The sequence below is a fragment of the Methanoregula sp. genome, from assembly GCF_049690535.1.
Lineage (GTDB): Archaea > Halobacteriota > Methanomicrobia > Methanomicrobiales > Methanospirillaceae > Methanoregula.
Map to the genome: position 1 here is coordinate 1 of NZ_JBAVMX010000086.1, position 12,072 is coordinate 12,072.

Annotated in this window: 13 protein-coding genes, 1 tRNA gene and 1 pseudogene; 3 read left to right on the plus strand and 12 right to left on the minus strand. The window is 54.8% G+C overall.

Going from position 1 to position 12,072, the window contains the following annotated elements; genetic code table 11:
* From WCE46_RS06220 to cfbA, 5 genes and pseudogenes are all read right to left on the minus strand, one after another.
* A pseudogene (locus WCE46_RS06220) lies at nt 1-97 on the minus strand (branched-chain-amino-acid transaminase); the annotation flags it as partial.
* Nucleotides 98-482: 385 nt separating this feature from the next.
* Complete coding sequence (cfbB, locus tag WCE46_RS06225) at nt 483-1,850, minus strand: Ni-sirohydrochlorin a,c-diamide synthase (protein WP_424732834.1); 1,368 nt, start codon at nt 1,848-1,850, stop codon at nt 483-485.
* Nucleotides 1,847-2,920: a Ni-sirohydrochlorin a,c-diamide reductive cyclase catalytic subunit gene (cfbD, locus tag WCE46_RS06230; protein ID WP_424732846.1), complete on the minus strand. Its 1,074-nt coding sequence runs from the start codon at nt 2,918-2,920 to the stop codon at nt 1,847-1,849. Before cfbD ends, cfbB begins: the two co-directional genes overlap by 4 nt.
* Before the next feature lie 5 nt (nt 2,921-2,925).
* Nucleotides 2,926-4,152: a coenzyme F430 synthase gene (cfbE, locus tag WCE46_RS06235; protein WP_424732835.1), complete on the minus strand. Its 1,227-nt coding sequence runs from the start codon at nt 4,150-4,152 to the stop codon at nt 2,926-2,928.
* 8 nt (nt 4,153-4,160) lie between these two features.
* Nucleotides 4,161-4,562, minus strand: a complete 402-nt coding sequence (gene cfbA, locus WCE46_RS06240) for a sirohydrochlorin nickelochelatase (protein ID WP_424732836.1) — start codon at nt 4,560-4,562, stop codon at nt 4,161-4,163.
* Between the two features lie 179 nt (nt 4,563-4,741).
* Here cfbA and WCE46_RS06245 point away from each other — a divergent pair, with 179 nt between their 5' ends.
* From WCE46_RS06245 to WCE46_RS06255, 3 genes are read left to right on the plus strand one after another with little or no spacing between them, the layout of a single operon-like run.
* Entirely contained in the window at nt 4,742-5,881 is a 1,140-nt protein-coding gene (locus WCE46_RS06245; RefSeq protein ID WP_424732837.1) for a methanogenesis marker 9 domain-containing protein, read from the plus strand.
* Nucleotides 5,853-6,674, plus strand: coding sequence for a triphosphoribosyl-dephospho-CoA synthase (locus WCE46_RS06250; protein WP_424732838.1), 822 nt, complete (start codon nt 5,853-5,855; stop codon nt 6,672-6,674). Before WCE46_RS06245 ends, WCE46_RS06250 begins: the two co-directional genes overlap by 29 nt.
* Nucleotides 6,662-7,219, plus strand: coding sequence for a DUF447 domain-containing protein (locus WCE46_RS06255; RefSeq protein WP_424732839.1), 558 nt, complete (start codon nt 6,662-6,664; stop codon nt 7,217-7,219). Before WCE46_RS06250 ends, WCE46_RS06255 begins: the two co-directional genes overlap by 13 nt.
* Nucleotides 7,220-7,378: 159 nt before the next feature.
* Here WCE46_RS06255 and hypE read toward each other — a convergent pair whose 3' ends face one another.
* The 7 genes from hypE to WCE46_RS06290 form a co-directional block, all read right to left on the minus strand.
* The gene (gene hypE / locus WCE46_RS06260; protein WP_424732840.1) at nt 7,379-8,374 is read right to left on the minus strand and encodes a hydrogenase expression/formation protein HypE; all 996 of its coding nucleotides are present in this window, start codon (nt 8,372-8,374) and stop codon (nt 7,379-7,381) included.
* Between the two features lie 2 nt (nt 8,375-8,376).
* Nucleotides 8,377-8,715: a hydrogenase maturation nickel metallochaperone HypA gene (locus tag WCE46_RS06265; RefSeq protein ID WP_424732841.1), complete on the minus strand. Its 339-nt coding sequence runs from the start codon at nt 8,713-8,715 to the stop codon at nt 8,377-8,379.
* The gene (locus tag WCE46_RS06270) at nt 8,715-8,939 is read right to left on the minus strand and encodes a HypC/HybG/HupF family hydrogenase formation chaperone (RefSeq protein ID WP_424732842.1); all 225 of its coding nucleotides are present in this window, start codon (nt 8,937-8,939) and stop codon (nt 8,715-8,717) included. Before WCE46_RS06270 ends, WCE46_RS06265 begins: the two co-directional genes overlap by 1 nt.
* 278 nt (nt 8,940-9,217) lie before the next feature.
* Nucleotides 9,218-9,302 (minus strand) — tRNA-Ser (locus WCE46_RS06275).
* 120 nt (nt 9,303-9,422) lie between these two features.
* Nucleotides 9,423-10,529 (minus strand): hypothetical protein, encoded by a 1,107-nt coding sequence (locus WCE46_RS06280; RefSeq protein ID WP_424732843.1) that lies wholly within the window; start codon nt 10,527-10,529, stop codon nt 9,423-9,425.
* 386 nt (nt 10,530-10,915) lie between these two features.
* The gene (locus WCE46_RS06285; RefSeq protein ID WP_424732844.1) at nt 10,916-11,467 is read right to left on the minus strand and encodes a CAP domain-containing protein; all 552 of its coding nucleotides are present in this window, start codon (nt 11,465-11,467) and stop codon (nt 10,916-10,918) included.
* 255 nt (nt 11,468-11,722) lie between these two features.
* The gene (locus WCE46_RS06290; RefSeq protein WP_424732845.1) at nt 11,723-11,878 is read right to left on the minus strand and encodes a hypothetical protein; all 156 of its coding nucleotides are present in this window, start codon (nt 11,876-11,878) and stop codon (nt 11,723-11,725) included.
* Between the last annotated feature and the right edge of the window lie 194 nt (nt 11,879-12,072).

Genomic DNA, 12,072 nt, shown 5'->3' on the forward strand with positions numbered 1-12,072 from the left:
CCTCAAAGACGCCGTCGCCGTATAAAAGACCGTGATCGAAAACGGAGACCTTTGCGAGGCCTTCGGGCACATATTTCCCGTCAATGTAAATGATCATAAACTCTTATGGGGTGTGGATTGTCTTGTAGTTTATTCTTTGATCCGGTGCGGTTGATGATCCGGGCATCAGGCAAATCATCCCTCAATAATGAGGAGATCGTAGCAGAATAATTACGATGTGTGCCGCCGCCCCCGGCAGGAAGCCCTCAACGGTGGATCAATAACTAAAATTAAAAGAGAAATCAATACAAAAAATCCCTTGCCCCGCCGTGCCCCGGAGGGGCCTTCATGGCGGGGAGCCCTCGAATAATTTACCATGGACTCTGCTGACGGATGATACCCGGTCTTTTTCCGATTTCTTCTCTGATCAGCCTCTCCAATCCCTCACAGTAAAGATGCGAATAAAAACTACAGAATTTGATTTACACCCGGCAAACGAACCCTCACTTCCGGCACCCATCGACAAAGTTCCGGAACATATCCCGGCTTCCCACCGGGTGCAGGTGCGTGTAACTCCCGAGCGTGTTCTTTGTCACTGCGCCGTCCAGTTTGTCTTTTATGCCGATGCCCCGCGAGAGCTGGTAGGCATACTGGGTCGATGGGTCGAGCACCACTTCCGAGTAATGGAACTCGTGGCCCCGGAACCGTGCAGCACCCATCGGGCAGCCGGCACTGCTCGTCCCCTCAACATAACTGACCACGCGCCTTGCCGGCATCCGGGTCTCGCCCGGAAATACCCCGCACATCGCGCCGGAGAGTTCTGACTTCCTGCCCTGCCAGCCCTCTTTGAGCACCATCCTGTCGGTGAGATACATGAGCCCGCCGCACTCCGCGTAAACGGGCGTGCCGTTCTTTGATACATCGCGGATCGCCTCGCGCATCCGGTCGTTTGCCTCAAGTTCCGGCACGAAGAGCTCCGGGTAGCCCCCGCCGATAATGTACCCGTCTGCCCCCGGCAGCCGGTCGTGGACGGGGCTGAACTGCACGACACTGGCCCCAAGCGATGAGAGGACATCGAAGAGATCGGCATAGTAAAAGTTGAACGCCTCGTCGTAGGCAACCCCGATACGCACGTCTGATTCCGGCGCAGGGTCGAGCGGCGAACTCTTTTGGGACGAGGAGATATCCTTTGCAAGCGCGAGGAGCCGGTCGAGATCCACATAGTTCCCGATAATGTCCGTGATCGTCCTGATCCGCTCGTCAAAATCCCCCCGGCCCGCACCCTCGCGGTACGGGACAAGGCCGAGGTGGCGCATGGCAAGCTGCATCTCCTCAATCCGGGGGATCGCACCGATCACCGGCACGCCGCAGTAGTACTCGATCGCCCGCGTCGCTTTATCCGTGTGCGAGCCACCCTTGACCTGGTTGAGGATGACACCGGCGATCCGGACATCGGGATCGAATGCCTGGAACCCCTTCACGATCGCGGCAGCACTCCGGGTGATGCTCTGTGCCGAGACCACAAGCACGACCGGCAGGTCGAGCGTTTTTGCGATGGCTGCCGTGCTGCCGGTATCGTCCAGTGCCTCGGCCCCTTCGTAAAGACCCCGCACCCCTTCGACAAGCGCGATATCGGCTCCCCGGCACCCGAACGAAAATATATCACGGACCTGACCGTCACCAAGTGCAAAATTGTCAAGGTTCCGGCAGGGCCGGCCCGAGACTGCGGCAAGGTACGATGGGTCGATATAGTCCATCCCGACCTTGAAGGTCTGGACAACTCCCTGTTTTTTTAAGAGCGCTGCAAGGGCAAGCGTGATGCTCGTTTTTCCGCTGCCGGACCGGTCGCCGGTGATAAGTACAGCTTTCATCGTGCGAGGCTCCTGATCACCGCGCCAAACTCGCTCTCCACGATATCCCGCACGCCCAGCGTTTTCGGGTGGAGGTCGATCTCGACGAGCACGTGCTGGTGCCCGATCGCATGGAGCGGCGCGACCTGCCGGGGGCCGTTTGTCACCGAGAAGCACTCGATCCCATTGGTATATTCCGGCGGGATCGCATGCGGAACGCCCACGATAAACGCAAACTGAGGTGCAAGTTCCCGGATACGGGCCCCGAGCGCATCGCCGTTTGCCCCGTACTCGTCCAGCGCCCCGATCACTTCCAGCGGCACGCCGCGCTTTGTCATCTCGTCCCGGATCCTCTGGGCATCCACCCGGACCTTGGGCAGGCCCCGGTTATCGACGTTTGCGATGTACGTGATATTCGCACCGGGGGAGGCATCGTGGAGCGCGATCAGTTCGTCGGCAAACATGTATGCGGTCTCCTTTTTTGCATTCAGGATCGCGACGCCCTTTACCCCGCTCTTTGCGCATTCGATGAGGCGCTGTGCAGCGACGTGTTTTAAGTCACCCCGCGAGGGTTCGATGTATGCCTGCGAGGCGGCGCCCCGGATTTTCTCGACCTCGTTTGCTTTCTCCATGAGCCGGTGCTGGCGGACGAGTTCGTCCCCGGTGATCCAGCCGGCCTCTTTTGCCGCGTCAAGGGTCGCAAGCACGCCGGCAATATTTTCCGGGAAGCCCGCGTGAATGTCGACCGCGATCGTCGGTGTTGTGACGCCGGCGCTGTCAATGGCGGACGCAAGATCCTCGCCGATGATCATCGAGACGCAGGTGCCAACCACGGCCATCTTCTTTGGGGCAAAATGGTCTTCGGCGTACCGCAGCACTTCTTCAAGCGGCTTCTGGCCGCCAAAGATAAACTCGTTGTCCGCAAGCGCGGTCGTGAGTACCCGCATCCCATCCTCTTCGAGAAGCCGGGCGTGTTTGAACGAGCAGCCCGAGGGGCCGTGCAGGATGGCGACATCCACTTCGAGGTCACGTGCGGTATAGAGTGCGGCCACGATCGAACTCGGGCGGGGGTGCATGAATCGTGCTGGCATCATTTTTATCTCCAGGTCTTGACCGCAAGCACAATGGCGCCGGTCGTTGTTTTTTCAAGGGCGCGACGTTCGGCCTCTTCAAGGGTCGGACAGACCGCGTCAATCTTCCACGGGAAAGAAGCCCCGGGTTCTTCCGCCGGTTCCGGCGGGTCGCCCACCCAGATGACCGACCGGGGCCGGATCGTCCCGATTGCGGATCTGATCTGGTCCTGTGGGAACCCCTCGCAGACAGCACCATCGCCTTTGACCGATCCAATCACCAGCGTGATGTCGGGAGATCCTGCACAGGAACGGGCGTAACGGGCTGCATCGATCGTTGTTCCAGCGGTGGTACCGCTGTTTGCATTGTCAATGACAAGAACGTTATTATGTTTTTTTACCGACATGCGCCCTGCCACACCGGCAAAGGTGGAGAGAGGTACTGGATCGTACCCGAGCATCACCACGGCCGCGCCGGCCAGTGCAAGAGGGACCCGGTACCCGGAGAGGGCAAGCAGGGGGCTCGTGAATGTTGAGGTTCGGTCGCCGAGGGTAATCGTGCATTTCGTGCCGGAGACACGGGCAACATCATCCAGCTGCACGGCATCAGCATGTGCCACGGCCGGGATACCGGGGGCGAGCAGGAGGCGCCGGCTTTTTCTGGCCGATGCCATCTTTTCTGCAAGCGCACTTTTTTTCCCGGCGGCGCACCGGTAATCAGACGGGGAAGTGATGACGGTAAGGTCGCCGGCGCCGGTCACCCCTAGAGACTCTTCAGCGACAAGCCAGCCATTAAGGGAGGTCGCCTTTTCTGCAGCCGCAAGCACCGAGGCCGGCGTAATACTTTTTTTAAAGAGCAACGTTCCCCCGGGCATCGCGTATGTCCCGGTTGACGTGTGCAGGACACCGGGGCCGGGCAGCAGGTGCGCGAGTGCGTGCGCCGTTGTCGTCTTTCCCTGCGCCCCGGTGATCTCGATCATCGGGTGGGGCACACGGCCGTCAAGCAGCTGTCGCACCGCTTCGTGATGGGAGATCACCGGCTCCGAGCCGGAGCGTCCGGCAAGCAGCGGGTGAGCCGGGTCAAGGTGCACCGGGGCAACAATGAGGTCGTATGTCTCTTGTGCGGCCCGTTCTGCAGCGCCAGGTGTCGTGCCCCGGTACACGTCAACCATATTAACGGTATGGCCGGCCCGGGCAAACGCTTCCCCGATTTCACAGCCGCCATGGATCGTATCGAGTACCAGGATCCGCATATGCCGGTTCAGATAAGGGTAAGCGCCTTACGGGCGTTCTTGACCATCAGCTCAGCAAGCAGCGGGTCGATCCCGATAGGATCTGCGTACACGAGCGGGATGGATTTCCCGTTAAGGGTAAAAGTCCCTTTCTTCGATCCTTCAGGAAGACCAATTTCGGAGGGAATGTCTTTTTCGATGTGGACGCCTTTTGCAAGAAAAAGAGGGACGACCACAAGCGTATCGATATTTTCTTTCCTGAACTCGGCAAGCGCATCCTTGATGGAGGGTTTATTGATATTCATAAAACCGCATTTGACCACAAACTCTGATGTCTGGGCCGCGATCAGTTTTCCGGTCGATTCTATGAGTTCCTTGTTGTAGGGCATCGTGCTGCCGTGGCCTACGAGTAACATTCCCTTCGTAACCATATAACAAATAGTATTACGGTGATCGTTAAAAATTATTACCAAACGATCTTCATGCACGTAGTTTTCACCGTAGAATGAAGACATGAAAAACCTGTGTTTCATGGAAAATGCGGAAGCATGAATCCTGTCACGTCAGATCCAAAGACATTTTACATGCGACCTGCAACTGATATGAACTTATGATGGATGCATTCGAGCGCTTCGGCCTTATCATCAACGACCACGTGGTCAGGACACCGGTAGCGATTTCATCCATGGCCGGCATCGTGGATGCAGGGTACGTGCTCGACCGTAAGGCACATATCGGGGTCGCATTCATCGGGGGATACGCGATCGATGCCCCCACCATGGATGCGGCACGGTTGATTGCCGCCGGCGGGGAGCGCAGGGAATTTCTCTACGATGATCCGGTACCGGCGCTGCGTGCAGAGATTGATCGGCTCAAAACCTGCGATGTGGTCGCCGGCATTAATCTGCGGGGCAGTTCCCCGGCCGCCTTTGCCGCCATCGCAGATGTATTCGGCGATGCGGTAATCTACGAGATCGATGCCCACTGCCGGCAGGCACCCATGATTGCAGCCGGGGCGGGGGAATATTACCTCAAAAATCCCGAAGCCCTTGTTGCGGTTGTAAAAGCGCTCAAGGCAAAGGAGGTCACGGTCTCGGTCAAGATGCGTGTCGGAGTCACCGCAGATGACCGGGCGCTCGTGCGGGCGCTCTGGGGGGCCGGTGCCGATATCCTCCATGTCGACCTCATGGATACCGGCATCCCGAAACTCCGGCAGATCCGGAACAGCTGTCCGCTTCTTATTATCGCAAACAACTCCATTACGACATTCGATAAAATGCGGGATATGCTCTCCCACGGTGCCGATCTCATCTCGCTTGCACGGCAGTCCGATGAGCATACGCTTGCCGGCCTCGATGCAGCCATCACCCGGTATGCAGATGAGGAAGGCTGGTACAACTCCCCAAAGCAGCTCTGCCGGGGCGGCGATCTCCGGGCGCTCACATTCTGCTGCATGCCGGTCAAGGAGTGCCCGCTCATCCCGGCGCTCTCGCGCATCGGGCTCTCAAAGGAAGAGTACATCCGGTTAAAACTGGATTCAGTGAAAGGCACGCCGCTCGAAGGCGGTCCCCACACCTGTTTTGGCAGCCTTGCATGGTGCTGCAAGACCTCATCACCCTGCATGTTCCGGGACATGACGCTTGCGCAGGACGGCATCCCAAAGAAAGAATATATGCGCCGGAAACGCGAGCTCTCAGATACCCTGATGAGCCGTGTGTTCCATGACGTCCCACCTGATGAGTGCAGCTGAACGGGCACAGCTTGCGATGATGCTTGAGGTCCTGGCATTCCCAAAACCCGGGAACGTGGACCGGTGCCATGATTATCCGGATACGAGACTCGAACATTTTCTTGCGTCTACTATCTTTGCCCGGCCGGCACTGGAAGAGGCGGCTTCCGGTAAAGGAAGGATTGGCGAAATCATCGGGCATGCAGTCCGGCAGACGAACGTACACAACGGGGGGAACACGCATTTTGGCGCATTCATCCTCCTTATTCCCCTTGTGTACGGCAACGGTATTGACGGTGCCATAAAAGCGATTGCCCGTACCGATGTCTCCGATGCGGTCGCGTTCTACAAGGCGTTTGCTCTTACCTCTGTCCGGATGAATACGGATGACGAGCTTGACGTGAACGATCCAAAAGCACTCGATGAGCTCCGCGAAAGGAACCTGACCCTGCTCGACATCATGCAGCACTCGGCGCCAAACGACATGGTCGCCCGCGAATGGATCAACGGGTTCGTACTCACCCGGCGCGGTGCTAATATCCTCCATCAGGTAGGGCCGGGCCGGGAGGCGATCGTAGAGATGTTTCTTACCTTGCTTGCCACCGAGCCGGACACGTTTATCATCAAAAAGCACGGTCGGGCGGTCGCGGAGGATACCATGACAAAGGCCCGCGAGGTGCTGGACGGCCGGCGCGTGCTGGAAACTTTTGATGCGGAATGCATTGAAGCCGGCATCAACCCGGGCTCGATTGCCGATATCACGATTGCGGCGATCTTTATCGCACTTGGCGAGGGATGGGAATGGGACTCATAAAAGGCGGTATCAACGAGGTGATTGCCACCACCGCCTTTAACGCGGCGCCCATCGGCATCCACTACCGGGACAAAACAGCAAGCATGATCCTTTTTTCCGGCAGCCACACCGCGGAAAACGTTGAACGGGACGGCTGGGTGGTCGCAAACCTCGTCCACGATCCTGTGCTGTACGTGCAGACCGCCTTTGAGGATCTCTCCCGCGATGCGTTTGTGGAAGAGCCGGTGGCAGGAAGGACAATGTACCGGCTTTCCGGTGCCGGGGCATGGATCGCATTTACCGCAACGGTGGAACGCAAGACAAATGAGGCGATGATGGTCCGGCTCACGCAGGAAAAAGAGATCATCGAAGAGGTTGCAGTTTACCCGGTGAACCGGGGGTTCAACAGTATCATCGATGCGACCGTGCACGCGACAAGGTACCGGGCAACCCGGGACCCAGTACTGAAAGGCTGGATAGATTACCATGCCGGCATCGTCCGGAAGTGCGGCGGGAAGAAGGAACTTGAAGCACTTGAGCTGCTGATGGGGTATATATCAGGGTGAACAGTTCAGGGACCCCGGCACACAGGGAACTTTTTTTCAAACATTAAAATACAAAACGGGCAGATGGCAAGCAATCCGAGGAAGGTAAACCGCAGGAATTAAAAAAAAAGAACACTGCGGGAAACTGTGATTTGTCCCGCACTCACCACAAAAAATGTTTTAGCAGACCCGGGGCACCGGGTCGCCCATGGGTGGCTCAATAAACCGTTCGCCACCGATCGCCGTCTCCATGATCACGTGGGAGCCGGCGACGACTCTGCCGATAACTGCGGCTTCCTTCCCGTACTTGTGCGAGCGGAGTGCCGCAAGGATCGCATCTGCATCGGCAGCCGGCACCCCCATCACCACTTTGCCCTCGTTTGCCACTTCGAGCGGGTCGATGCCGAGCATCCCGGCAGCGCTTTTCACATTTCTGCGGACCGGAATTCGCTCTTCCTCGATCCTTACCTGCACGTGGCTCTTTTTTGCCATCTCGTTAATGGCACTCGCAAACCCGCCCCGGGTCGGGTCTTTCATCGCATGGATGGTCCCCGCGTCAAGGACCGGCTCCATCATTCCCCAGAGGGGAGCGACATCGGACCGGATCTGCTCGCCGAGATCGAAGCCTTCGCGGTGGGCCATGATCGCAATGCCGTGATCGCCAAGGGTCCCCGAGACAATGATGACGTCGCCAGGGACGAGGCCGTTGTCCCGCACAATGGTCTTTGCGACACCGATACCGGCCGTATTGATCGCGATCCCGTCAAGCGCCCCTTTCTCGACGACCTTCGTATCTCCCGTGACAAGGCTGGCCCCGGCCTCCCCAAGTGCCTCGTCCATCGAACAGACGATCTTTTCGAGGTCTGCGACATCAAATCCCTCTTCGAGGATCATCCCGCACGAGAGAGCGACGGGGCGGCCGCCCATCATCGTAAGATCGTTTATCGTACCGCATACCGCAATCCGGCCGATATCCCCGCCCGGGAAAAAGATCGGGCGCACCACGTGGGAATCCGTAGTAAAGACAATATTGGTACCGTTAATGGGGATTACGGCCCCATCATCCAGCGATTCAAGGCCGATCCCACCGGCATTGTTGTGGGAAAATTTCGTGAGCGTCTGGAGCAGTTCACCCATCACTTCGCCCCCGGCGCCATGCATCATGTTGACTTTCATCGTTAGTCCGCCACCTCTATCTCAACATTGGTTACGACAATCTCCCGGCCCCGGACTACTTCCGGCAGCGCCCCGCATCGGGGACAGACATAGATCTCATTCCCTGAATATCCGCAGGGGCATTTCGTCTCGGGCTCCACTTCGGCGCAGGCAAGGACTGCCGTGGTAAAGAGCGGATCGTCCTCCTTTATGGTATCAAACAAAAAGATCACCTGCTCGGGGTTCACCATCGCCATTTTCCCCACATCGACGCTGATCTTTTTTACCCGCGTGGCCTGATGGTCAAGCGCTGCTTTTTTTGCGGTCGCATACAGATCGTAAGCGATGCTGTATTCGTGCATCACTCCTCCAGCGCGGCGTAGACCTGTTTAAAGATCTCCCGGGTCTCAAGTCCTTCCTCGCGGGAGAGACGCTGGATTGCAAAACCCACATGCACGAGTACGAACTCCCCAACCTTGACATCAACAAGATCGAGCCTGACTTCCTGTTTGAGATCGCCGTAGTCCACGACCCCGACATTCCCCTCCTTGATCTCCATGACTTCAGCAGGAACTGCAACGCACATCGATGGTTCACACCCGTATCCGGTTATACTATAGTAGGAGTTCCTCACTCATAAAAACAGTGATATGGTGCCGGCTTGCACAGATGTCCGGAATACAACAGTCCTGCACTAGTTTCTTGTCGCTTTCCTGTCGATCGTTGTCATGGCTCATCTGAGGGAACATCTTTGTGAGTCCTGTATTGCACAATCTTTTACCGGGCGCAACAGGATTGCCAACCCCGGGGAGACCCGGTGTTATGCACTATGAGAGGGGGAAAACAGGAAAATCAGAAATAAGACGCCGGGGAAGAGATTTGAACTCTTGAGGTGCGGGGCACCAGTGGCTTTCAAGGCCACCGCCTTACCGGACTAGACTACCCCGGCATGTGTTTTTACTCTTTTGGCCGCGTAATATAAAAAAGGCTTCTTTATCAGTACGGTTTCCCTGGGCTTGACAGGATGTAAAAAGACACCGTGAGCGGGATAAAAATCCGGCCGTAAGGATCAACGCCTGCGCAGATGAATGAAGAGCGCGGCAAGGCATACGGCGATCAGGCTGCCGGCCCCCAGCAACGGGGATTTTTGCGTCTCCGTCGAAGATACCGGGGACTGATTCCCCCCGAACGCCACAGGCACTGTCGGACTTACCTCAATCGAATCCGCGTTATCAGCGTAGAGTGTGACGACTGCGCTCAACGAATACTTGTAGGGATATACTTTGAAATACAGGGGAGTCTCCGCACCATTCACGACTACTACTTCGGGCGCGGATTCTCCCTGATCGTTAACCGTATGAAGGTCTCCATTCTCATCGGTGTATTCAACCACCCAGTCGACAGAGGTGGACGTGGAGACGGTGACCGGGCCGTTACCGGCAGGCTGGACAATAAAATAAGCGGGGGTATCCCGGGATGATTTTCCCTGGGCTGACATCAGGGTAGGTGTTGTTACCGGATTCTCTGTTGACGAAGTCTCTGTTGAGACAGTCTCATGTCCCCCGATGATACTGATCATTCTTGAACCAATGTATCCCTCCGCATCGGTAAAACTGACTTCGTAATCCCCGGTCTGGCTGATCGGGACTGCCACGTTAATTCCACCCAATGAATCAGTATTCACATACTGGGGACCGTAGATTACCGAGTTGTCCGGCCCGATCACCACAATCTGGACACCGGAGTTTGTATCAACGGTAATTTTTCCCGTAATAGACAGTTTATCCGAAAGGGTCTGCGTCATCTGGGAGGTCAGGATAATCTCATCAGAGCGATCGATGAGGTTCACCTGTCGCATGGTAATCGAGTCCCCCGTGCCTCCCGATGGTACTTCCACCTTGTACAACCCGACAGGGAGGAGTGTCGTGTCAAAAACCACGCGGAAGGTTTTATCAGACTGCACATAAGCAACGACACGCTTGATTTCGGTACTGGTGGTCACCTGCTGGTAGAGCACAACATCGATGGGGGTCCCGATACCAAACGTGGTCGTCCCGTTGACCACGAGAGGCTCTCCCACGGTCAGGGTATCCGGGGCATAAATATAGACCTGGTACGCCGATGCGCCGCTGATCAGGAAGAAAAAACCCAGTACCAGCAGGACGATCTTCTTCATCTATGTACAAGATTCTTTATCTGTTGACACATACAGACATGCGTGTTCATATTTCCTACCCTATAATCCGCGCCCGCGCAAAGGTTCTTTTCCTTTAAAGTTGTAGTACATCTATTATGCCCGATCTGAAACACCCTATTTGTGAGCATAAGAAAACTAACCAATCATTTAAGATGCAACGGATATATATCCGCACTGGATCGCGCACATATTCCCCGGTTGGATGGATGTGCCCAGACTGCGGGCAGATGCAAAGGGATTGAACCCTCCCGACGTATCAAAAGATTAACGCCAAGGGGTCTGGCATCGCGTTACTTTTATGGAATGGGTGAAAGTGTGGTAAATGGGGAAAATGTCAGTTTTGGGATTTAAGTCGGGTATAACCCTCATATGCGTCTCTTTTTGCGCCTTCTTTTAATAGTATTTCTAATTCCAACAAACAGCGCAATAAAAAATATTCCTAAACCAAAAAATGAGATTAATGAATTAGTACTCCACAATCCGACAAATATGAACAGCCCAATCGTTGAAAAAAACATTACTATCGAAGTTATTGGACTTATTGACGGGGAGATTAATACCTGACAGCAGACACACCTCCCACCATACCACGCAACCCCGATACCCTCTTTCTGGAATTGATGGTTCAAGAGATTATTACGGTGTCCGGGAGAACCCATCCACCCTTGCACAACATCGTTCGGGGTATAAGTGGTTAGATTTTCACCGCATTTTTGCCAGCCAATTCCTGCTTTGTGCAATCTTTTACCAACTGTCGATCCCCCCTTATACTTTTTATCCTCGTGATCTAGTTTCCCTATAGTGATAAGATATTCTGCCCATGCTTGGGCAACTTCACAGATATTTTCATCAAGTTCAAGCGGATTACGTTCCGCTTTGGCACGTTGAATATTGACCTCTTGGTGTATTATCTCCACACAGGTCTTATTTTTTGTAGGCGGGTAATCTTGTATATAGTGCCCAGAACAATGATGTTTTTCGAAAGGGATATGATCTCGGCAGAAACTATGTCCGCACCGGTGGCAGGTAAACGGGAGTTCATAGAGTATTTTTTCGCAATAGTGGCACCGGTGCATTATGCTTGAATCGTAAGTTTGGAATCAAATAGGTTATTGTACCAAGCATGTGGCAATTCTGCCTAGAATGTAAAATGATGCTGCCGGAGTGAGAGTTTATTTTTTTTTCGCGGTTGGAATATCCCCATTCATAAATTGTTTTAATTGTTTCAATAGTATTTTTTGTTCTTGTGATCCAGTCTTGGTTTTTTTCAGTAATTGTGTTATTCTGGCAATACCATCCTGTAGGTTTTCCCGTTCTGACTTATCCATAATATCCCGTCCCAAAATTCAATGATTGATTGATGCTATCCCAACAATACCTGATTAACCTTACTTTGAACGATGGAACATACCAGAGGCATTGAGATTTGCCACTGTAGCGCGTTTATGAGGCTTTCTTAAAAAGAGAAGGGTTCATCCTATACAAATTACAGTGGAAGTATAGTGATTTCCATTACTTTGTT